Genomic DNA, 23872 nt, shown 5'->3' with positions numbered 1-23872 from the left:
CCTCCGAACTTCATATGGAAACTAATACTCGTAGCCTTTGTTCGGCACAAATTTATCGATTAACAGCTTTGCCGTTACTAATATGACGAACAGGATCATACCGACTGCGGAAGCGTAGCCGTAATTCCGATACTCTACGCCAAAAGCCAAGTTAAACATGTAGAGGCCGATGACATCCGTCGACCCGAATGGGCCCCCATTTGTCATAATGAGGATGATTTCAAAGCCCTTCATCGTGCCAACGATCAGAAACAAAGCGCTGACCCGAATAATTGGCGTAACAAGCGGCATTGTAATTTTAAACAAGCGCGACATATGTCCGGCCCCTTCAAGAATCGCCGCCTCGTACAATGACTTTGGAATCGCCAGCATCGCATTGGCAAAGATAATGACGTACAAGCCGACGCCGCCCCATACCCATGCCGGGATAATCGCTGCAAGCGCCGTGTTTTCATTGCCCAGCCAATAGAAATTACCGGTATCCATGCCAATGAACTTTAGAAGCCCATTCAGCAAACCGTACGATCCGTCATAAATAAAAGCCCAGAGGAGCGCGACTACGACCGTAGATAACACATTCGGAAAGAAAAACAATATCTTCAAAAACTTATTTTCTTTATACGATTTATTTGTAATTAAATAGGCAAGTATCAAAGAGATGATAATAACAAAGAAGGGCACCGTTATCATTAAAATCAAGTTGTGGGTAAGCGCGCGCCACACGTATTTATCTTGAAATGCGGTGACGAAATTGGACAGCCCCACAAACGTTGCATCCGTAAACCCGTCCCAATTGAGCAGCGCATAATAAACGGATAAAATGTTCGGAAACAACGTAAAAAGCAAATATCCGCCAAAGGGAGGCACGATGGCTATGAACAGAAATATCCACTTCTGCGTATTCGCTTTATCTAGACCCATACGCTTGCGCATAGGGGCTTTTGGTGTCGTCACAACGGTTGAATCAGACACGAGAGGTCAACTCCTATCTTACTAGACGTTTATAAGTCACTAAGCCCATGGGTCGCAGAAGTTAAAACGGAAGAGCGGAGATGAATCCTCCCCGCTCCATCACGTCTTATTTTTTCTTTTCAGCCTCTACAGCTTTCTTCAGCAGCTCTTCAGCTTGCTCCAGAATCGGTTTCGGATCCTGCATACCCATAGCAAATTTAACAATATTCTCATTTAATAATTTTTCCGCTTGAGCAAGATTCGGATCCGAAATACTGATAGACCGGCTTGCTTTATAAGTTTGAGCATTATTATCCGCAATGTATTTCAGAACAGATTGGGCGGAGCTGGAAAGATTAGCTGTTCTGGCAGGGTCTTCCGTCAAATCCTTGCGCATTGGCAAAGCGCCTGCTTTTTCAGCTGCAAATTGTTGATTTTCAAGCGTAACCATCCATGTGATCAACTCTTTGGCCCACTTTTTGTTAAGCTCCGGCTTAGCTGCCCAGATATAGTTGAAGTTTGAAGTTCCGCTTCGAATCCAAAGCGTTTGATTGGTGTCATCTCTGAAAGGAACAGCCATGAAGCCCCAATCGAAATCCTCGGGTGTTGCTTCCTTCATCTCATTCTCGACATGAGTCCCTGTCGATACCATCGCCGCTTGCCCCTGAATAACCTGCATTTGCGATTGCGTATGGTTCAATGCCGGAAGTCCTTCTGCAAAATATCCTTGTTGGCCAAGCTCGTAGATGCGCGTCCAGGTTTCAACCGTCTCCGGATTTGTGTATTGCGGCAGACCATAGGTTCTATAATTTTCGATAAATTCATCGACATGGCCATTGATATCAGCCAGCTCAAAATTTTTGGCTGTTCCGAAAGCCCAGTTATGGTAGCTTGGATGAATACCCGGGAACGTTATGGGAGCAATGCCGTCCGCTTTAATGTCTGCTAGAAGTGCTTTAAATTCATCCCATGTGTTCGGGTTCTGGTTCCAGCCATGCTCTTCGAATAGCTTTTTGTTAAAAAACAACCCGCCAAAGCTGCTCGCCGTCGTAAATTCATACCTTTTCCCATTGATTAGCTGCGTTGACTCGTACATGCCCGGCATCATAAGATCCTTGACCTTTTTGTCCGGCACGTCTGGAAGAGGGTATTCCCAAATGTCATCCATTGGTTCAAGCTTGCCGGCTTCAGCGAGCCCCACAATACCTCCCGCTGGATCCGTATTAAATAGATCAAACATGTCATTATCATTGCCTGCAGAGATTTTTGTAGAAAGAATCGTCTTCATATCGGCTGAAGCTGTGATGTCTATTTTGACATTTGGATACTTGGCTGTGAACGATTCAACTGCATAATCGAACCACTCCCGGCCATATCCTCCTACAAAGAAGCCTACCTTTAGCGTTACTTCCTCATTCTTCGGCAATCCATTCTCGTAAGTCTCTACCTCTGCAGATACACCTGGCTTATCCGACCCAGCAGGAGTTGTACTTGGGCTAGCCTCGTTCTTCCCGCTGTTTCCACCGCAACCAGCCAACATGGCTAAAGATAACGCCGCTGCAACACCCGTGCTCATGAATCGTTTCATTTTGCCATTAAACATTATTTCGCCCCCGTTAATTAATAAATAAATTGGATTAACTATTTAAGCATAATTATGTTTTGTTAATTACCAATCAAGTCCGGGTAAATAATTTGTAAACAACTTTTGGCCTATAGCCACTTAAGTCTCACCTCCCATATATTCTGTAAACGCTTACATTTTAATCACTTATCGGCCGGTTGTCAACCACTTTGTCAATTGTTTTGATCATTGATTTCTCGCCTGATAATGGGGAGCGTTAATCGAAACGCCCGAATTTCCAAAAATGTTAATTTGAGCTGGAATCCCACAATGCTTCTAAGACTTCGATTAGCGCTGAAACCGCCATTCATGCCAAGACGATGCATAATATACTTCGTGCGGCGGACATGAAATAAATTGGTTATGATCATAAAAGATTTTAGCTGGTACTGCTCCATCAATTGCTTGCTAAAGATTAAATTCTGAACGGTGTTGTGTGACTTGTCTTCTTTTAATACTCTTTTCGCCGGAACGCCCTTCTCAACCAGATACTTCTTCATGAGCTCTGCCTCCGAGCGACGTGAACCAACGGCTCCCCCCGATACAATGATGTATTTGTGCCCATACTGCTGAAATCGTTTGTAAGCCTCATCCAGTCTTTCCTTAAGCAAAGGGTGTATTCGGCCGTCTTTAGATACATAGCCAAGTACAATAATCGCATCTGCTTTACCAGGTTGTAATATAACTGCATGCAGCCAGCATATGTAAGCCAGCACCGTCATCGCTGCGATTGCAATTATCCATCCGATCCATACCATTACTTACTCCTCTAGGCGTCATTTTCTGTATTTAATCAAATCAGTTTACAAATATAATATCTTTTTTTATAACAATGTCAATACAATCTGTTTCGTTTTTTAAGTATTTTTGGAATATAACTTCTCGCATTGATTGTGTTCTTCTGCATAATACCGCCATCTATCGTCGTTTTTATGAAAATTTAAATGATATGCTCGTTGAATTAAACGAACTTGCAACTTTTATTCGCCTCGTATTAATGCTACACTTGAAGCAAAGTATGTTCCTAATTTGTCAAATGTTTTGAATCTATATTATATAAAACGTTGTTGGAAAGAGGATGCATATTGTGAGTGATTCGGTTAAACAAACCAGCCATATGTTATTAAAATCAATTAATCAGCAGAAGGTTCTTTTTCTCATTTATTCAGAGGGGCCGATCTCTCGCGTAGAGCTTGCGGAAAAGACTGGACTAAGCAGACAAACAGTAACCAATATCGTGAATCGCCTGTTGAAGGAGAAAATAATCGTGACAGGGGAGCTTATCGACTTGGAGGCAGGAAGCGGAAGGAAAAGAGTCGGCCTTCATATCAACAGCGGCCATTTTTATGCCATCGGGCTTGAGCTCGCCGGCAAATACATTCGCGGAAAAGTGTTCAACCTGCGTCAAGAAGCTGTTGCATCCGCAGAACGCACGAGCAACAAATATGGTTCTATCGATGTGCTGATGCAGCTGTTGCATGAAGTTATCGACGAGCTGCTCACCCAGGTGCCCAACACCTCCAAAGTAAAAGGGATCGGAATCAGTATGCAGGGCCTGGTAGATTCTCAGCATGGCATCGTTCTGCGGACACCCGGCATAGGCGTTCATCGCCTGCCGCTCAAGCAGCTGCTTGAAGACCAATATAACATCCCTGTGTATATCGAGAACGATGTCAATCTTCTCTCCGTCAACGAGAATATGAACGGCAGCTTGAAGGATTCCCATAACAATATCACCATCAAGTTTGATTATGGTACAGGCGGCGCGATCGTCCATGATAAACAAATTATTGCAGGATCAAGCTTTGTTGCAGGTGAATTCGGGCATTATAAAGGCTTCTATGGAGAAGATGCCTATCCATGCCATTGCGGCAGATCCGGATGCTTAACGACGCTGGCTTCCAGCAGCGGACTTAGTGTTTCCATCAAATGCACACTAGAGGAGTTCGCAGAAGGCATAAGAACAGGAGATCCTAAGTTCCTTAGCTTATACGAAAAAATTGTCGATGGCATCGCGATCGCCGTTACCAATATCATTACATTTATAAATCCAGACAGTCTGCTTATAACAGGCCGAGTCATTCATACCATCAGTCCCGAAATGTTCAACGAGATTAGAGCCAGGGTCATGCACCAGTTGCCTGTAACAGTTAATAACGTACAATTGATCTACCTTCATAACAAACCGGATGAAACCAAGCTTGCTGCCGGGTTAGTTATTAAACGCGCATTTGAAATACCGCTGGATACTTTATCTCTTTAATTGACCCCGTTTTTGGATGTCATTCCTAAAATGGATACGTCGATCGTACGCAATAAACAGAACTCTCCAGACTCGGAGAGTTCTTTCTTTGTTATCCAGATACTTCGCCCATATCGACAGTACGCTGGTATTACCCCTAATAGACGCTATTGTGCGCTAGTGGGTCGATTCCGTTTGCGTATCAACTCGGCAAGTTTAGATTAGCCAGTCGCCGTATCTCATCGCTTAACCTTCGATTGACCGGATACACTTCTTCTATGAAGTCTAAAATGCGAAGTGCCGATTCGGGAACATGATCGTATCCCTGTATCATGTCTCCTATGATTTCGGCAAAACGGGGGTATCTCCGCTCTAACCGCCTCTCATTGCCGAATGGGTCGGGATAGTAGTCCACCTCTTGCTCTAGCAGATGGAGCACGGATAGAATCCTGTCTACTGCATATCCTTGAACAAACCTCGTCGCGGATAGACGCTCTCCCCTAGCATAGCGACCGAGCCCCACGTATAGATTGGTTAAGGCTTCATTCAAAGGAAAGTCCAAGGAATCCACTTTTAGGCTGGGGATCGGGTTGGAAGGTTTGGCGATTGCCGTATTGGCATACATAGGGTCCTTCCAAATGATCCGACCTTCCGTATAGGTGGCGTTCACAAGCTCCCATTCCTCGAATACAGCATATTCCCCGAAAATACCGTCCTCGAACAGGACCTTGTAACCAACATCCGAATTCTTAAATGAATAGGCAAGAGGGTGTACGTCCTCGAGCCAATCCAACCGGTCTATATATCTGTTTTTCTCCCCGGGCTTTACAATGACAAAGAAATCTAAATCCGAATATTCATCCAACCGTTCTGTCTCGACTCCAACGGAACCAACTCCCAGTAATAAAAGAGCTCCCCCCTTGCGTTCGAGCGACTTGCCGATCTCGCCCAGCCGCTGTAACAGCGATTCTGTTCTCAACATTACGAATCCTCCCTTGTTTTGGAATGCAAAAAGGGTCCAACCCACTTCTCAGCGAGGTTGAACCCGAAGGTTGCATTGCCTTTATTATCCTACCGTGAAATTATCACGTATTCTAATTGCTGTCAATCGAAAAACTTGCCGTCACTTATGATAAGGTCATTAAGTACCGTAATCTCACTCTCAAAAATGACTTTCAAACAGTCACCCTCAATCCTGCCAAAAAACTACCTCTGCAGCACCTCATCCCGCGCTTCGGTCAGCGCGAACCCCAGCAGATTCTGGCCCCGCCATTTCACGGGATTCTCCGCATCCGGATTGGACTGGCTCATGCCGATCCCCCAAATGCGGTCCTGCGGGCTGGCTTCGACGAGGATACGGTTCTTCGTCGACTTGAGATAGTCGCCAAGCTCCGCATTCTGCGAAAATTTGGCCAAGCTGGCTCTTTTGACGATGCCATAGCATTCCTTGTCCCAAGTATCCTTGTCAAAGTTTCGGACCGCGCGCCCATAAGCCTTCATCTCCTTGGGATGCTTAGCCGTAAGGATCGACTCCAGCATTTCGTTGTCGCCGAACAGCCTTGCCTTCTCAGCCATCATAAACTGCTCGGCACAGGAATACTCCGTCCCCTCTACCGTGAACGGGCACATCCACCACTGGCTGAAGCAGCTTTTGTCGACGCTCCCGTCCTTAGGCGGCGTATGGCCCCAAAAGAATACATACTTGAACGTTTTTCCTTCGTTATAAGCTTTTCTTAGCTCATCGAGATTGTAAATCATCGGTTATTCCCCCAGTTTTCTCCGATACAAGCGGGATGGCCGATGTCCCGCATTTTCGGTGTAATGATCAGTCTCCGCCACGAGATCGGCCACCTTCCGCCGGAAGGCCGCCTTCAATAGCTCTTTATCCATAATGACCTCATAAACCTGCTGCAGCTCCGTCAATGTAAAAAGCTCTGGCATTAAGTGCAGCGCAATATCGGTATAGCTCACTTTTCCCCGCAGCCGCTCGATCGCGCATGCTATAATCTTCGCGTGGTCGAAGGCCAAACCGTTATTCGATACGATCTTATATTCCGTGCTGGTCGATGTCGTCTTCACGGTCAACGTCCTCGCCACGATCGCCGAAAGCTCCTCTTCACCGCTTAGCTTGAGTTCATACTCCAGCGTCTTGACGTATCCGTCCTCCATCAGCTCTTTCTGCTCCCGCAGCAGCCGATAGGAGACCTTGAACCAAGCGGCGTCGGCCGCATCGTCTCCCGCCTTAAGCTCCAATTTATCGCTGTTGATCAGGGCCATGTAGCTGCAGCTCATCACCCAGGTTCGGGGATCTCGCCCGATATCACTGAACGTATACAACTGTTCCAAATAAACGTCGTCCACGCCGGTTTCCTCGCGCAGTTCCCTTGCCGCAGCCTGCTCAGTCGTCTCGCTCGGCTGGACAAAGCCGCCAGGCAGCGCCCATTTACCCAGGAAGGGGTGACCTCCCCTGCGGATGAGCAGGATGCGGAGCTCTTTTTCGGGTAGTTTCCGATAACTGTCAGCCGCCTCATCCGTAACCGTGAAGATCACCATATCGGCTGCCACCGAAGGTCGCTCGTAATCTCCTGCCCGGTACTGCTCCAAAAATTCGCGTTCCGTAAGTCCGTCCCGATCCAACAAGTCCAATGGGGGCGCCTCCTTGTTTTTTGATTCTAAATGGGTTGTGGTTATGGGTTCATTTTACTCCCTGCCTGCATCTAATTCTAACCGTTTTAGCTCCCCGAAATAGTTTCGATAGGGCTCGAACTTCGCCAGCACCTCGTCTGCCTTGCGTATACGTTCTTCCAGGCTCCCCCGCAGCGTAATGTAGGGAATGCGCCGCTCCTTCAAATCCGCGATAATCTGTTTATGAAAAACATGCCGCTTCTGATCCCCGCTTCGATCCCACGTATCGTCGTAAGGAATATCGTCGTCGCACAAGAAGAACAGATCGTAGCGCTGCGCGTTCTCTAGGGCAATCCGCGTTAATCGCTCAGGCGCACGGCCGTGGTAATCCATGGCGAACATATACGTCGTAATCGCATTGGTATCGACAAACAGAAATCGGTTCGCCGCAAGCAAAGCCTGCTCTTCACGCTCGATATGGCCCAGAGCGATTTCATCGAACGCCTCCAGGCCTATTCTGCGGTCCACCTGATGCTCGGTCCAATAATCGCGCCCGTATTCACTCGCGTAGGTCGTGTTATACCGCCGTGCCAGCGCTTCGGTGATCGTCGACTTCCCCGTCGACATCGCCCCGACAAATACCACCTTCGTGATTAAGTCCCGGTACACGATATCGCTTATGAACTCCCTGTACTTATATGGGTCGGAACGAATCATCGTTGCAGAGATCGGAACCCGCTCGCGGGCTTCATCGACCCGCCGGTCGACCGAGCCCAAAGCAAGACTCATATGCCTGCCGTAAAACTCGCTCGAATAAAAATGCGTTACTTGCTCCCCGTTCAGTAAACGGAGGATATACTGTTCTTCCCGAATCTCATGCTCCCTGTCATCCGAATACCCATCCGGTCCGTCCCAAGCTTCGATGACCCGGACTGCCGGGTATAGTCGTCGAATCCAATTCGCCCGAATATGAAGCGGGATCGGCGTGACCGTTGTCTCGTAAATGACCACGATTAACTCATCGACCTCCCGCAGTGCCGTTTCGATCATGAACTGATGCCCTTTATGCAGCGGGGCAAACTTCCCCAGCGTTAATCCGAGCGTTTTCATGCCGCCACCTCCTTGGCCCCTTTGTTCCAATTGTAATAGCCGTATACCGCATTAACCAAATACGCACTCCACATGACGATCATCAGCATGCCTTCGCTGCTGCCCTCCAGCAATCGAATCGCCCACAGCAGCACCGTAAACAAATTCAACACAATATAGACCAGCCATTGTTCCTTGAATCTGCGGACCATTAAAAAGGTGGCCACAACGGACAGCACCGTCGTAGTAGCGTCGATGTAAGGCGAGTTCTGTCCCGGGATGAACGAAAGCCCAAATCCCAGCAGCAAACAGCCTAAAATGCAAACTGTCCCAACGAGAAGCAAACCTTTAAGTTCCATTTGGCGCATGATCAGCTTGCCGTCTTGGCGATGATTTTTCCACGTGTAGAAGCCAATGACGTTCATCGGAACGAAGAATAGCAGATTCAGCATAACCTCTCCAAACAACCCGTTAATATAGGCCAGATAAGCGTAACCGATGGTATTGTACATGCCGAAAACATAGCTCATCAGATTGCCCTTCGCCGCAAGCACCACGCATAGCACCCCAGTAATAAAAACGGTAAAACCGAATAAAGAGTCCTTAGAAATCACCGTAAACCCCACAGCAATCGAGGTAAACAGTGCCAACCACGCTATTTCGAACAGGTTCCAGCCACGCGCAATCTTTTTCACATTACATCCCTCCGCTTTCTCCACTTATTTATAGAACGAAGACACATAATTACACTTAGTACTATTTTGTTAATAACACTTTGTTACTATCAAACTAACAGAAAAACCTGCGCAGGGCAAGTGAAATCTCCCCATTTATCGCAGGCTTGATCTTTTAACTTCTGTAGTCCCTTCAACAATTAGCAAAAATCATGGGAGAGGACGAACACCACTTGTTACAATGCGGAATATACAAATGAATAGGCACTATCCCAATCATGCTTATTCTGTCTACTTTGCGAATCGGAATAGGCACAAAGGAGGGTTTAGGTTGGTACTAAAATCATCTCACTATTTTGCCCGCGGCAACACTGCGCGCGGGGCACATTTCTTGTATGAATCCGCATTTGGTGGGCTGAACAAGATATTTGTCCTTACGGGGCCCCAAGGCACGGGGAAATCAACGGTCATGCAAAGCTTGGCGGATAGCCGGCTGGACCAAGGCTTGCATGTGCAATGCTTCCACTCCCCTCTCCGTCCCGACGAACTCGATGGCATCATTTTTACGGAATTGAAGGTTGGTATTGTCGACGGGCGAGTCTGTAAGGGGATTTCGGAAAGCGGGGCCGGTGACATCGTCTTTATCGATTTTGGGGAAGCGTTCGATAACAGCCTTATTTCACCGGCAGACTTCATCACGATAGAAGAACTTAGAGGCAAGCTTGAGAACGCCTATTCAAATGTGTATGAAACATTCGCAACGGCACTACGGATTCATGACGAGTGGGAAAAATATTACATTGAAAATATGGATTTTGCGAAGGCCGACCAGATTGCGCTGGAATTGATTCAAGAATTATACGCCGGTCATGAAAGCGATTCGGCAATAGCTTCGCGTCACTTATTTTTCGGAGCTGCGACTCCAAGGGGAGCATTCGATTTTATTCAAAGCTTGACCGCTCAGCTGGAAAGACGGATTTTCATCAAAGGAAGGGCGGGCTCCGGCAAATCGACACTTCTGAAAAAGCTTGCCTCCGCTGCCGAACAGAAAGGAATCGACGTTCAAGTGTTTCATTGCGGCTTTGACCCGAACAGTCTGGATATGCTGATATTCCCGGAGCTTCGAACAGCGATCTTCGACAGTACCGCTCCGCATGAATATTTCCCCGATCGGGACGGGGATGAGATCCTAGATATGTATACACGGACTATAGCTCCTGGAACCGATGAAGCCCATGCTGACGAAATAGCCGGTATCAAAGCGCGCTATTCGGCAAAAATGAAAGAGGCCACCTCCCATCTGGCAGAAGCCGAAGCCATCGATTCTCAGATTAAGGCCTACTATGTTGCGGCCACCGATTTTTCGATCGTGGAGAAACTCCATCTGCAATTACAGTCCGAATTGAATGAGCTAATCGGCTCTATTCAGCCTTCATAATAAAGATCCCAATGATGAATCTGGTAGAAATCAACGTGATCTGTCCCGAACTGGAGAACAACCGGCAAGTTTAAGCATCTTGCCTTTCTTCGGCGGGTGACCTCGTCTAAGACGGGCTTCTCCTAGGAGCCCGGATACGGCTTTTTCGGCCGGAAGCCGGACGTTATGCTAGGGTGGCGGCCATGTCATGGGGAATAAGAGCATTAAAAAAGAGCTAGCGGAAACGTACCGCCAGCTCTTTTTCGTGCTGTATCCTATTGCAGACATTTAAGTATAAAAGTGACGGCTCAGTCGGCTGATCGGGAACCACTCGCGACTCCCGACGCGAGGTTCTCGGTCAACGTCGGTCAGATTTATTCTCGTTCTCCTGCCGCATATTCGCCGGATTATCCGCAATATCAGCCGGATGCAGCAATTTCCCGCTCGATCGTTCCCTCTACTATAGAGATTGCCGCACGGTTCACGCAAGTCCGGGCAGGAAATCGATTCCAAATTCAGCCCTTTCTAATACTTGTTAGCACAATCACATTACTTCATTCCCACCTTGGCCCTTTTCATCAGTCTTATTCCGTAAATATGCGCCATGCTCCTGTGTCCACGTCCACATTGCCGCGAAAATCGGCTGCAAACCTAACCCACTCTTCGTAAGTTCATATTCGACATGTAGTGGTATGCCTGGGTAGAGCGTACGTGTTATGATTCCTTTTTCCTCTAACAGTCGCAAGCGATCTGTCAAAGTTTTCGGACTAATGGGCTGCAATTTCCGGCGTAATTCCCCGAAACGCCTGGTTCCGTTAAATAATTCGAATAAAAGTAGGAGCGTCCACTTTCCGTCCAAAATCTCCAGAATCGGTTCAACGGTACCAGGGCAGGTACGATCCATCATCGCGATCACTCCATAGTTCATTTTTTGAAACTATTGCACATAAATGTAACTACTTTTCAAATGTACCATAAATCGATTACCATGTGAATGGAAAGGTGAGACCCTGAAGGATGATTAAAGCCATACGAACATCCAAATCGGGGAATCGTGCTAACCTGAAGTTAACAGAATCGAAAATGAGGAGGACGTTTAATGAAAACCACTTTATGGGCAACCCTAACTGCGAACGGCAATTATGCACAATCTAGCCCGGATAACCCACCGAAAAAGGAAGCGTTGGAAGACTTCGCAGCACAAGCAAAAGCAGCAGGAAATTTCATTGTCGGACGTAAGACGTTTCAGGAAATGTCAGACCCAAGCCGAGTCTCCCAAGAGGAACAGGGAAACACGGAGGGTCCCTTCGCGGGGATCGACATCGTTGTATTGTCTAAGAACATTGGAAACATTCCCGGCGTAACGGTGGTAAAGTCGCCACAAGCAGCAATAAGCTACCTCTCACAGAAAGGACACCTAACCGCTCTCATTGGCGGCGGTGCGGATATTCACAATTCGTTTTTAGAACAAGGTCTTGTAGACGAAGTGATTTTCAATGTGGCGCCTGTATTAGAGGGTAAAGGGTTAAATCTGCTAATCGACAAGGACAATTATCGTTTCAAGTCTGTGCGATTGCTAGACTGCAAACCTCTCGGCAGCGATGTCGTTCAGCTGCGATATGCGATTGACCGATAGATGCCAAATTCCTTCAGTTTCTTTACTTAACAATTATTCACGTTTATTTAGGCCCACCACTAATGTTTGTAACCTTGACCTCTGGACTACAAATAACATCAGTCCCCCTCTGCCAAATTGCAGAGGGGGACTGATGTGCAACTCATATCTCGATGCCTTTCATAATCTCTTAGATTCTGTAAACCAACCATCCAATCTCCTCGTCCTCTAGTATGCTAGTATGATTATGAATAATTAAGCAATGGCATATCAATCAAGCGAGTTCGCTAAGAAGTTTACCTGACAATGCCGAGACCCATCCGAACGCAACCAGTCCTGCGCACCCCATGATGACACCGGTCCACACCCCTGTCCCCATTCCTCCCGCAATTAGAAGCGGCGCAACTACCGCCGTTGCAACCGAATACCACTGCCACCTTTTCTCCCCCAAACGCGCGAATCGAATGGAGAGTATAATACTGGCCGCTATAAGGCAAATGAAAGCCGTAAAGAATGCGAAGGAATGGATCGCTGCCTCCGGACTCATTGTAACTGGGATCCCTTCAGGAGCACCCTCAGGGAATCCGAGTCCCGGATCTGGGCGGAATAAGCCAGCCAGCGCCATGCCGACACCATACAGTCCGATCAATATCGGCCCCCACAATCCTCCTGTTTCACTGCGCAATAATGATCGCATACCCGCAGCACCCAACAATGCCAGAAGGCCGGTAATGATAAATGCGATGCTTTGGATCCACCCCCAATCTCCGAGCGTAAGCGTACTGATTGCATGCCGTCGGATATCGAAGCCAGTCCGCGTAAAGATCTGAACGACCCACACGAAATAGAAAAAAGGTGCGGAGATCACGCCGGCAGTCAACAATCGCTTTGAGGCCGGCTTCTTGTGCTTCTTGTTAGGCTCCAACTTGAGTTGCATACGTAAACCTCCTTTTTATATTTGATTTACAGGTTACTTCTTCGTTCATCTTTAGAACTCCTTATCATTTGACCATAAGTTCGCGAAGATTAAATCATTCACACCTCAATTCGATCTAAGACTCTGTGCCTTGTACGGCATGAATTCGTTCGCTCTGTTAATACAACGAATTAGTGACGGTATGATCGACAATTGGACCGACCTTTTCTCAAAATATCGTCCAAATTAGTTCCTTTCTCTGAAAAAATCAAAAAGCACCCCTGAAATGTGTTTCGTCAAATTCAGAGGTGCCTCCACTAATTAATACTCGGTTACTTCATCTTATTAAAATGCGACAACTTTTCCGGATTCATCACGACATAAACGTTTGAAGCAGATCCTGTAAATAATCAAGCGTAATCGTATTCCAGGCACACCGTTGATTTCACAAATTACACAACGGCAAGTTTGAAGGCCATCCTTTACTGCCTGTCAATGTCTACCTCTAAACCGTTTAATCGCATCCTCGGTCACCGGCTCGAAGAGGTTAAGTAGGTTGCCATCGGGATCGCGGAACAGCATAGAACGGTTCCCCCACGGCATCATGGTCGGTTCCTTTACCCAATGATCGACAAATGGCTTCAAGCGCACATATTCGGCTTCGACATCGTCGACGCGGAACTCAATAATGATAGTGCGATTATTGGCCCCCACTACGGAACCGGCGCCGAATAGCTGCGCCGTCTGGGAGTGGCCGATTGCAAGGGTGCATGATGGCAAGGCGAGTTCGGCAAATACGGGCGCGGGTCGCTCCGCCGATACCCCCATGACTTTCTCATAGAACTCGACGAGACGATCCACGTCGTCCGTAATGATGCGTACAGAAGCGAAATTCACAAGATATCATCCTTCCTAATAATAGGTTTGGCTGTGTCCCACAGCCGTTGTAAAACATACTTTTTCCTTATCTATCTCCTTTACATTTACATGTCCAATTATAAAAAAACGCTACTGACAACGTTATGTCAGTAGCGTTTTAGAATTTTTTGGGCTTCCTCACGAAGAGTACTTTTAAGCCATTGACCCCTCTACTGATGAAACAGAGAGGTCTTTTTGTGTTCCTAACTTATAACAATATGGAGTTCACGATTGCAGTCTAGAAGTTGTACCTATAGTATTAAGTATGACGAAATGACACATTTTGCCGAAAAAGCACAGAATTATCGAGAGAAAATCAAATATTTTACGAGGTGTCCGAAATGACTGAAAAAGAAAAATCACATGCTGGCTTGTTATACCAACCTAATGACCCAGAGCTTGTTGCGGACCGTGATGTCACTGTGAAGAAACTGTACGACTACAACAATCTACACCCACTGGAGCGCGATTTACGACGTGCCGCTATACGCGAATTACTCGGTAAGGTCGGCGAAAATTGTGTTGTGGAGCAGCAGCTTTTTTGTACTTATGGGTATAATACCACGCTGGGCAATAATTGCTTCATTAATCTCAACTGCAAACTTATGGACAGCGGATTCATTACGATTGGAGACAACGTATTTATCGCCCCCAATGTTTGTATCATAACGGAAAATCACGCGATGGATGTGGAGCAACGTTTGGCGGGACTAGAATACACAGCTCCTGTCACGATTGGCGACAATGTCTGGATCGGTGCTGGAGCCATCATATTGCCAGGCGTAACGATCGGCGCGAATAGTGTAATCGGTGCAGGCAGTGTTGTTACTAAGGATATTCCGCCGAACACTTTGGCTGTCGGCAACCCTTGTACGGCAATCCGCTCACTTTAATTGTCACACAGACTTTATTATGCCGCATAGTTTTAGTTGAACCTTTGTGGCATAAGGTGAAGTAGATACTTGATAAGAATCAGTGCTAGCAAGGAGGGAGGGCGTACACACTCCCTCCTATTTTCGCCCTATTTATGATACGGCTCACCGTAACATCTATATGGCGAAATGAAGGACACCCTAGCGGGTGTCCTTCATAAATAGCAAATTCAAAAAAGAACTTCAACATGTAGACGTCTGCAGCGCTTAGATTGGTGCATGAGAGAATTCTTCAAATCGCTATATTAAGTGACCGAGCCTCAAAAATCCTCGCTTTTTGTTCATCACAGCCTCCTAAATTATAATTATTCAATAGAAGTACCCTCTGCTTTGATTTCATCTACAGCCTTAACGATAATTCCCTTAATCTCATCTAATAGATCACCGGAATCGGTATCATACGAAATTCTAGGTTGAGGAATCACCTTTTCAAAAATACTCCTGCATTCGCTCACTCTTTGGAATGTGGACCCGTTCCCTCTAAGGTTATACGCCAAAATCCATTGTGCATGGTTATCAATTTTCATTCGCTTATAAATTAGCTCATCAATCTTATCTGAAATCAGACTTGACAACTTTTGCACAATCCTTGTTTTCTCTTGGTCAGGAACAGTGGCTGACCATGCCTTCGGAGCGTAAAGAAATTCATTTATCCTTTGCATTAAATAGCTAGCCAAGTCATCTGCCGGCTTCAAATCATTGTACTCAGCTAGTTTGGGCCAGTTCGCTAGCCGATTGGATAAAGCTTTAATGCGCATCCAATGCTGTTTTGGAAATTGGGAAGCTCTCAGGCCAAAGAGTCCAAGCCACTTCTGCATAAATAACTCCTCTGTCTCGCTTATAACAAGAACTAACCTTCCAAAGTCATACTCAGGGAAGGAGTTATCCCCATTTGTGAAGTGTAGCTGTACTTTACTCGACTTACTTTCCAAAGCTTCAATAAATCGATTCATTTCAGTGACGAGTTCTTCAGGTGGACTTTGGAGTTCGTTTGCATTAGGAAAGAAAAATGTTAGATCGGCAAGATGATCTCTCAATTGACGGATCATGCCAGAGTTTAAATTATAAGCTTCCTGCATAGCCTCGATGGCCCCGGTTTGAATACCCATCACATGATCAATCCGGTCTTCATCGTCAACCATGTTCGAACCTTGAACTTGATCAAATCGAGTATACGCGACCATTAATTTGTCCAACTGACCGCGGGATACAGCTTCTCGTAGAATAACTTTTGGAATATCAAGCATTGGTTGAGTTGCGTTATCTACAAGTATGATTGCATCTGAATCCTTGAATCGGGCAGTAACATCCATTGGAATACTTGTGGTAATATTTGAGTCATGACCGATTCCCTCCCCGTCGATCAACACCATTTGCGGAGAGCTATCGTTTTCCCACCAACTTGGCTTAAACGGCCCTTGGAGACGAACCCCATTTACAACAGGTGCAAGTAATTGGCCAAACCTCCTTCCTTCGTTTCCGGCAAACCATCTCATCGTCTTTAGTACTTGCGCTTTATCCTCTGATTCGTGATACCAATATTCAGGCCAGCCTCGTGTATCCCGATATAACAAGCCAAGGTCAATGACATCGAAACGTTTTTTTATTAATACTAAAATATACTGCACCAAATCATTAAAACGCTCCGTGTCTTCTCTAACCCAAACATCATAAAGAAGGTCAATAACCTCATCAATATCATCCCCTTCTGGGGGACATTGGGCTTTTGCCTCCTCCGCTAAAGCCCGGACCTCATTAATTATATAGTCAAGGTCTGCCTGCAACTCTTGTTGATCAGGATATGGGATATCCTCCGACTGAGCAGCATCCTTTGAATTGGTACGGTTTGTTGTCCGATATTGTCCCAAGAAGTAACTTAGCCGAAAACGTTGCTCAGGGTGAGATAATAGAGCCTTTGCTATGGTTTTTTCGTTTTCACCTAAAACAGCCCTTCTGAATGCTTCCCAGACACACTCTTCAATTAGTTTTATTGTTTGAGCTTGTGAATTAAATGTTACAACACCATACCATTTTCCCTCAGAGAATACGTACTCGGTATGACAGGTTGTTGTTCGACTTGCAGAAATTGCAGGGAAACTGATCTCATCCGGTTCAGTGCCTATCAACTGTCGTATAACCGTTGTCTTTCCGGCCCCAGTAGTTCCAAGAAGCATAACCCGTGAGTAACCATCTTTGTGGTCAGGTAATTTAATTTTCTTTTCCCTTCGATCCCATGGGTCAAGCGTAAGTTCCTCTTCCATTTGATCGTAGAAAATATCAACTGACTTAGATCTGAATTCTTTGGCCGCCCTCTTCTGCTCGCTTAACGACCAGTATGATTGGTCAGCCAACAGCTGGTTCAGGTCATCTACAACAGCCTGAGACTCTTCTTGATTAACTCCGAGTCCCCGTCTGATTTTCCTTCCTTGTTTCCCTTCCCTGTCCTTCAAAACAGGATGTCTGAACTCAACCGCCCAACTGTTCACTCCACTTTTTGTCAACCTTGCCGAATATGTAACCATCCTCAACCCCTCCAATGTTCCTCGTTGTTCCTGATCTAATTATAGGAACATCCAGGAACATTGTAAAGGGTTATTTTTCCTTCTTCTATTTTTATTGCTCTCCTTCACATCTTATATTGAAGTACTAAATAATCTAATCCGTTTACCGTCAACATCGCATGATTTAATAGCAACACTAACAGTAAAGCAATTCATGAGAACTTTCAGCGTGTCAACTTTGAAAAAATGAAGGACACCGGTTAAGGTGTCCTTCATAATTAATGCAATAGCATATTCAAAATAAAACTTTCACTACATTCACAATCGTTCGACCAAACGAGCGGTCTTAGGATCATATACTACATTAACAATCGAACCATCCTGAATACGACTCACTGCTTCGTCGATTACATTTAGAGGCACGAGGAACCATTCTTTCGGACGTACAGGGTGCCCAAAGCGGTCGTTAATCGTAATGTTAAGCTGAGCCGGAGCGAAAATACGGTGGAATATGCCCTCCAACTTCGTTCGATTGATGCTGGCTAGCTTATAGCTCGCTACGACTTCCACATCTGCCAGCAGGTAAGTAGCATCATGTGATGCATTGGCGATACGGGTTTCAACTTTACCGCCGGTCACACCAATCTTATGAATGAGCTCACGGTGTTCCGCGACAAAAGGATGATCCGAAAAGCTCCGCAGCACATAGATGGTCCCACTCTGGATGTCGTTATCTTCCCAGTCTGCGCTAAACAACCCTCCACTAATTGGATCAGTCAATCGGCGTCCAGCCTCGTCTTTGTACAACGCACGCTGCAAGGATCTGAGGAGAAGATTGCTCTCTGTACCATTAGAATAGATGACCCTAAGTCGCGCATCAGAATGACCATTAGGGGCCTTAAATTCATCCCCTTTCTCAGCCACGAAGGCAAGTTGCCCTCCCAAAATAAAGAAGTTCCCCATATTAATGCTCGCATCCTTACCAAACAGACGCGTTTCTCGATCCCCGGCTTTAAGTTCCCTCTCAACCTGCTCAAACAGAGGTTGGAAACGAGCAAAATCTTCACATTTCTCACGATTCGCAATTTCCTCGGCGGCTCGTTTTTCGACTTGAGAGCGAACATGGCGTAATTCTGTAATGTCTGAAGTAGCGAGCATTCCTTCAAGTTCTGCAAGCAGCTCATCATCGTCCAATGTGGTTACTTGACCGATCTGTTTAGTCACTTGCTCACTTAGCAAGCCTTGGCTATCCAGGGAAGCAAGCAGGGTTCTACAATCCTCCTGTGCACGCAGTCGATCTAGCCGCACTGCATACAGTCTCTCGAAAATGTCATTCTCTTCACCATGTAGAGGGATATGACCATGCTTTTTGACAAATTGCTGGATTTCTTCAAAGCCTGCAATGATGCGCTCTTCACGCGGCGTGTAAGAGCGTGCCTTTGCTACTTCATACTCTACACCAAGTTCTCGGAGAAGATCGTCATCAGAAAGGTTAGTCATCTATACTCCACCTCCGCTGCCTTGAGCGGCCTTTTGCTTCGCGGAATAACGCTGTAAGGCTGCAACTCCTTCGGCCATTCGCTTTTCCCACGGATCTTGCGAATTTATATCTGGCAGCCGTCCACGCTCTTTTTTGAATTGAACAGCCCGTTCAGTCAACGCTCTGGCCTCTTCATAAGGTATACTTACACGCTTTGCCGCGATGACAGCCGCAACTTGCTTCAGACTATCCTCACTTAAAGCCTTAGATAGAATTGCATACGCTTCGCTGAATGGATTAATACGATCGATGAGATCAATGTCTAGTTCCCGAACGTCCATTACGAACTTACGAACTCCATCGATCAGTGCAGTGTTGGCAACTGGCTCATCGCTTCCCTCAGCGCTCTTCGTCGCAGTCTGCTTTGCTTGTTGTGTTAAGTTAAGGGCAGCAATAGCGTGCTGACGAATCGCTTCCTGATCCTCGGTGTCAAGCTCTGGATACTTCTCTTTGATAATTTTTCCCATACGAACCTGCGTTAGCTCTTCCGGCACCATTTCCTCATCAAACAAGCCTCGTTCGATAGTGTTTTTATCCTGAACGAATGTTGCAATTACTTCATTTAGGTCTTCTCGACATATGCGTGCAGCCTCCTCACTCTTCGGCTCGGAGAGACCTTTGATTTCAATTTGCAATTGCCCTGTCTCATGATTAAAGCCTACATTACACTTTTCCGGATCATAGCCCTCATCTCCATAATTGAATCCTTCAACCGGACCACTTTCTGCATTCTTCGATCTGAACTCGAAGCGAGGTGAAAGGACCTGTTCCATGAGTAGGCTGGCAGCAATGGCTTTCAGAGTATCATTTACTGCTTCAGTTACCGCATCCTCGGAAGCATCCGGCTCGGCAATCAGATTGGTAAATCGAGCACGTGTTTTACCCGGAGCATCACGGGTAGCTCTGCCAATGATCTGCACAATTTCAGTTAGACTCGCCCGATAACCAACTGTTAGCGCATGTTCACACCAAATCCAGTCAAAACCTTCCTTCGCCATGCCAAGAGCGATGATGATGTCCACATGATCGCGATTATTCTTATGAGCAGGATCTTTCAATGCGGTTGATACACGGTCACGTTTAGTCGGATCGTCATCAACCAGATCGGCAATTTTAAGAATTTTATCTTCTGATGTCTTAACTAACTGAAAGCCAGTTACAGGATCTGTGCCTTGCCATTCCCCCAACTCTTCAATGATGTGCTCTACTTCTCTGATCTTGTCCTTTGTACTCTCGCGAGAGTTAACATTTGGGATGTGGATGATTGTTTTCTCAGACGAGTCTAGCACTTTAAGAATGTCATCTGTGTATGAACCAGAGTAGAAGTAATAACCGATGTCGAGTTGTTTCAGATATTCATAACCATTAAGCTGCTCATAATACGTGTAAGTGACCGTGTCGAACTTTGATTCGTCTTGCGGAGCTAGCACCGCCTCAGCATCGCCACGGAAATAGGAACCCGTCATCGCAACAATATGCACTCGATCGCGAGCGATAAACTGACCAAGATGCAAACCCAGTTTATTGTCCGGGTTCGCAGAGACGTGATGGAATTCGTCCACCGCAATCAGCCTGTTATCAAATGCCTCCGCTCCATAAGCATCAACGGCAAATCGAAAGGTAGCATGTGTACAGACCAAAACTTTATCGTTACTTTCAAGGAACGCACCAACCGATTTTACCTTGCCCCCATTGTCCGAGCCAGGGGCATTACATAGGTTCCATTTTGGGTCCACAATCCAGTCGGCCCAAAAGCCAAACTGACTCAGCAGCTCGTTATTAAAGCTGGAGCCGATTGATTTTTCTGGCACAACAATAATTGCCTGCTTGAGTCCTTGGTTCTGAAGCTTGTCTAGGGCAATGAACATTAGAGCCCGGCTCTTGCCGGATGCGGGTGGAGACTTTATAAGTAAGTACTGTTCGCCACGCCGCTCATAGGCGCGCTCTTGCATTACCCGCATTCCAAATTCATTAGCCTTGGTCGAGCTTCCATGACGAGCGTAGGACAATGAGATAGTGGGCACTAATTTATTTTCTCTGCTCATAACGCAACCTCCCCCTCACCTTTCTTGGTTGGTTTCTTGGATGATGTCATTTTACTGTATAACTCAAACAACTTTTCTAGCCGTTCTGTATCATTGCGAAAACGGCGGCCGATATATATACGTTCTAGCACTTCATCATTCCGTTCATGAGCCTGACGAAGACCGGTTGGCATGCTTTCAGGGTCATAGAGTTCGGCAATCGTTGCTGGGAAATACGCCTCACGAGTCAGAAGTATGTCCTCGGCACAGCGAGTTAGCTCGGCCTTGTTTTTTTCCGTCAATTTCGGAATCGGAAAAGTATTCCATCCGATTGTGTTTGAATACCGGAAATCGGTTTTCAGCTTTCCACAAACAGTAGCAACCCACACCAAGTGAAGGCGCGAAGCTATCAAGGCCATATTCCATAGAGGAGCGTTCAAGAGTGCAAAAGCGGCGTTACTTACTATAGATCCCGCTGGCACAATTCCCACCGGAAGGTACTCGCGGTTCTCCGAGGATACACTTGGAACAATAGTTAAAATTTCATTTCCCGTCTGTCTAACCTCTCCAAAACGATAAGGTCGGTCCGCCGCCTCGACTGTTGCCTGTTTTGGGCTGGCTAGCCGCATTAAACGGACTCTTTCGATACGCTGACGGATTGGAATTATAGTCATTGCTTCATCGACGTACTTTTCATCAATCCAAAGACAATAACGCTCTAGGTCTCGAATAAATTCGGCGGAACCGAAAAAACGTCGCACAAATTTAGACCGCTGCTCTATTGTAACATCAAGGCTTTCAACTTCATCGCGCGAAAGCAGCAAATGTCCGCCATCCGTAGGTTGGTTACCTTTAGTCATTACGTCTAGTCCATTAATTTGAGTTGGACGCTTTTCTACCCAAACATCGAGCCCTGGAACCAGGTAAGCATTGACGTGCTCCACTTCCTTGACTATTGCTTTGCCGTCACCTGCAACCGAAAACAACCGCCGTGTTTTAACAGGTTGATTCGAAATCCCTACTATAACAACGGTGACACCCGCGTTGTGGCTTGCTAGGTTTGCCCATTTAAAGCTAGTATGAGCGAAGACGATTTCGTGCCCAGTTTTCAATATCAGCGGCCAAAGAATGGGCACCTGCTGCCCCTGGCAGATGGAGTTAGTAGACACGAATGCCGAAGACGCATTGGTGTTTGCACCATAATCGGCCGCTTTCATAAACCAACCAGCAACATAGTCGAGCGATCTCCAATTGTTAGTACGGGCCTCAAATATCATTTTAAGGTCAGACTTTTGCTCATTCGACTGTCCTTGATTCCCAAGATAAGGCGGATTCCCGCAGATATATGTCTCACCGCCTTCATTTTCGAAATTGACCTCCACTTGATCCAATGGCGTGTTGATAAGATCATTGGCATGGAATTTCACACCTGTTCCAGTCGGGGGGCAAATACTAAGCCAATCCAGTCGCAGAGCATTGCCGCAGGTGATCCAATTATCAGAAGAGAGGGGTAAAAAGTCAGCAAGCGCAAGTGTTGGCCCTCGATAAAGCACATCACATTGATACTCGGCAATAATGAGGGCAAGACGTGCAATTTCAGCCGAAAAATCCCTTAATTCAATACCACGAAAGTTAGTCAACGGTATGTCACTCTCTCGTTCGAGTTCACCTCGTCGTTCGTTGATGATGCTTTCAATTTCTCTCATCTGCTTGTATGCGATGACTAGGAAGTTACCTGATCCACAGGCCGGATCAAAAACCCTGATTTTTGACAATCGCTTTCGTAGGTTGAGCAACATTCGAGGATTGTCACCCGCCATTTCAAGCTGAGCCCGCAAATCATCCAGGAATAGAGGATTGAGTACCTTAAGGATGTTTGGCACGCTAGTGTAGTGCATGCCCAATGCTCCACGTTCCTCATCATCTGCTACTGCTTGAATCATCGATCCGAAAATATCAGGATTAATCTTAGTCCAGTCTAGGTTACCGATGTGCAAAAGATAAGAGCGTGCAATTTTACTAAACTTTGGAACAGCCACATTACCCGAAAAGAGTCCACCATTCACGTAAGGGAACGCATCAGCCCAGCGTGGTAATTTTGCTTCTATACGATTAGAATCTTTCGTATTCATCGCCCGAAAGATTTCGCTAATTACCTCATGTGTATTCGAGGCATCATGCACACTCATCTGCTCGACGGTGTCAGTGAATAGGCGCGCCCTGCTGAAAATACCGGTATCCTCAGCAAAAAAGCAGAAGATGAGTCGTGCCATGAAATGGTTCATCTCGTGACGCCGCTCGGTCGTCCCCCAATCCGGGTTGTCCTTCAATAACTCTACATAGAGCCGATTTAACCGACTCGTTGCCCGGATATCGAAAGAACTGTCGCGTACCTGCTTAACGGTTGTAATCCCTGCAAGTGGCAAAAAGAAACCAAAATAATCAGGGAAATTCTTGAATTCACAAACAATTGGCGGGTCGTCTGATTCCAAATCTTCTGCTTCAAAGTGTATTCCGTCAGTAGCAAGGATGAATCGCGCTTTAGCTTTAGCCGTTGCCCTACTTTCTCTTAATGCATCAAGAGCCTTTGCCACTTCGCCAAATTGGGCGACTGCAATATGAATATTATTCGTTTGAAGGACTCCGCCTACGTCCGACTTATTCGATTCACCTGAACGCAGACGTCTGATTGTCGTCTCCTTGTTCCCAAAAGCCCGAAGAAATGCGAACGGAAACTCCTCCTTATCAAAAGGCTGAGCCGCTAGTTCTGATACAGCTACTTCGATTTCAACTGGATTCATAAT

The 23872-nt window shown here is 46.3% G+C and carries 19 protein-coding genes; 4 read left to right on the top strand and 15 right to left on the bottom strand.

The features are described 5' to 3' along the window. Positions 1-21: 21 nt before the first annotated feature. The 3 genes from M4D81_RS03810 to M4D81_RS03800 all read right to left on the bottom strand — a co-directional run bounded on the left by M4D81_RS03810 (position 22) and on the right by M4D81_RS03800 (position 3333). On the bottom strand, positions 22-972 hold the full coding sequence (locus M4D81_RS03810; RefSeq protein ID WP_260064527.1) for a carbohydrate ABC transporter permease: 951 nt from the start codon (positions 970-972) through the stop codon (positions 22-24). Between the two features lie 106 nt (positions 973-1078). Continuing rightward, entirely contained in the window at positions 1079-2554 is a 1476-nt protein-coding gene (locus tag M4D81_RS03805; RefSeq protein ID WP_260064526.1) for an ABC transporter substrate-binding protein, read from the bottom strand. Positions 2555-2748: 194 nt separating this feature from the next. Further along, entirely contained in the window at positions 2749-3333 is a 585-nt protein-coding gene (locus tag M4D81_RS03800) for a YdcF family protein (protein ID WP_194540231.1), read from the bottom strand. A gap of 329 nt (positions 3334-3662) precedes the next feature. Between M4D81_RS03800 and M4D81_RS03795 the strand changes: the two genes are divergently transcribed. Continuing rightward, the gene (locus M4D81_RS03795; protein WP_260064524.1) at positions 3663-4838 is read left to right on the top strand and encodes an ROK family transcriptional regulator; all 1176 of its coding nucleotides are present in this window, start codon (positions 3663-3665) and stop codon (positions 4836-4838) included. A gap of 181 nt (positions 4839-5019) precedes the next feature. Here the strand turns inward: M4D81_RS03795 and M4D81_RS03790 are convergent, their stop codons facing one another. The 5 genes from M4D81_RS03790 to pnuC form a co-directional block, all read right to left on the bottom strand. Continuing rightward, positions 5020-5799, bottom strand: a complete 780-nt coding sequence (locus M4D81_RS03790) for a hypothetical protein (protein WP_260064523.1) — start codon at positions 5797-5799, stop codon at positions 5020-5022. Positions 5800-6023: 224 nt separating this feature from the next. After that, positions 6024-6575, bottom strand: coding sequence for a riboflavin biosynthesis intermediates N-glycosidase (locus M4D81_RS03785; protein WP_260064521.1), 552 nt, complete (start codon positions 6573-6575; stop codon positions 6024-6026). A gap of 3 nt (positions 6576-6578) precedes the next feature. Continuing rightward, positions 6579-7463: an NUDIX domain-containing protein gene (locus M4D81_RS03780; RefSeq protein WP_071219374.1), complete on the bottom strand. Its 885-nt coding sequence runs from the start codon at positions 7461-7463 to the stop codon at positions 6579-6581. Between the two features lie 54 nt (positions 7464-7517). Continuing rightward, entirely contained in the window at positions 7518-8552 is a 1035-nt protein-coding gene (locus M4D81_RS03775; RefSeq protein ID WP_260064520.1) for an AAA family ATPase, read from the bottom strand. After that, on the bottom strand, positions 8549-9226 hold the full coding sequence (gene pnuC, locus M4D81_RS03770) for a nicotinamide riboside transporter PnuC (protein WP_260064519.1): 678 nt from the start codon (positions 9224-9226) through the stop codon (positions 8549-8551). Before pnuC ends, M4D81_RS03775 begins: the two co-directional genes overlap by 4 nt. 310 nt (positions 9227-9536) lie before the next feature. Between pnuC and M4D81_RS03765 the strand changes: the two genes are divergently transcribed. Further along, a complete protein-coding gene (locus M4D81_RS03765; protein ID WP_260064518.1) occupies positions 9537-10643 on the top strand; it encodes a PRK06851 family protein in 1107 nt (368 codons plus the stop codon). A 523-nt stretch (positions 10644-11166) separates the two neighbouring features. Here M4D81_RS03765 and M4D81_RS03760 read toward each other — a convergent pair. Continuing rightward, positions 11167-11526: a winged helix-turn-helix transcriptional regulator gene (locus tag M4D81_RS03760; protein WP_397376659.1), complete on the bottom strand. Its 360-nt coding sequence runs from the start codon at positions 11524-11526 to the stop codon at positions 11167-11169. Positions 11527-11721: 195 nt separating this feature from the next. Here M4D81_RS03760 and M4D81_RS03755 point away from each other — a divergent pair, with 195 nt between their 5' ends. Beyond that, complete coding sequence (locus M4D81_RS03755) at positions 11722-12258, top strand: dihydrofolate reductase family protein (protein WP_260064516.1); 537 nt, start codon at positions 11722-11724, stop codon at positions 12256-12258. Positions 12259-12511: 253 nt separating this feature from the next. Here M4D81_RS03755 and M4D81_RS03750 read toward each other — a convergent pair whose 3' ends face one another. Together M4D81_RS03750 and M4D81_RS03745 are read right to left on the bottom strand one after the other, a co-directional pair. Further along, complete coding sequence (locus M4D81_RS03750; protein ID WP_260064515.1) at positions 12512-13174, bottom strand: DUF998 domain-containing protein; 663 nt, start codon at positions 13172-13174, stop codon at positions 12512-12514. A 471-nt stretch (positions 13175-13645) separates the two neighbouring features. After that, on the bottom strand, positions 13646-14050 hold the full coding sequence (locus M4D81_RS03745; RefSeq protein WP_260064514.1) for a VOC family protein: 405 nt from the start codon (positions 14048-14050) through the stop codon (positions 13646-13648). Between the two features lie 362 nt (positions 14051-14412). On the opposite strand from M4D81_RS03745, the gene M4D81_RS03740 reads away from it, so the two are divergent. Beyond that, entirely contained in the window at positions 14413-14964 is a 552-nt protein-coding gene (locus M4D81_RS03740; RefSeq protein WP_260064512.1) for a sugar O-acetyltransferase, read from the top strand. A gap of 344 nt (positions 14965-15308) precedes the next feature. Here M4D81_RS03740 and M4D81_RS03735 read toward each other — a convergent pair whose 3' ends face one another. From M4D81_RS03735 to M4D81_RS03720, 4 genes are all read right to left on the bottom strand, one after another. Continuing rightward, entirely contained in the window at positions 15309-17525 is a 2217-nt protein-coding gene (locus tag M4D81_RS03735) for a hypothetical protein (protein ID WP_260064511.1), read from the bottom strand. A 297-nt stretch (positions 17526-17822) separates the two neighbouring features. Further along, positions 17823-19004, bottom strand: a complete 1182-nt coding sequence (locus M4D81_RS03730) for a GIY-YIG nuclease family protein (RefSeq protein ID WP_260064509.1) — start codon at positions 19002-19004, stop codon at positions 17823-17825. Next, entirely contained in the window at positions 19005-21089 is a 2085-nt protein-coding gene (locus M4D81_RS03725) for a DEAD/DEAH box helicase (RefSeq protein ID WP_260064507.1), read from the bottom strand. It abuts the gene before it with no gap. Next, positions 21086-23869, bottom strand: coding sequence for a class I SAM-dependent DNA methyltransferase (locus tag M4D81_RS03720; protein WP_260064506.1), 2784 nt, complete (start codon positions 23867-23869; stop codon positions 21086-21088). Before M4D81_RS03720 ends, M4D81_RS03725 begins: the two co-directional genes overlap by 4 nt. Positions 23870-23872 lie beyond the last annotated feature (3 nt).

The sequence above is a fragment of the Paenibacillus sp. p3-SID867 genome, from assembly GCF_025142895.1.
Classification (GTDB): Bacteria; Bacillota; Bacilli; order Paenibacillales; family Paenibacillaceae; genus Paenibacillus_AQ.
The sequence above is the reverse complement of the archived record's forward strand: the minus strand, read 5'-3'. Positions and strand labels throughout refer to the sequence as shown.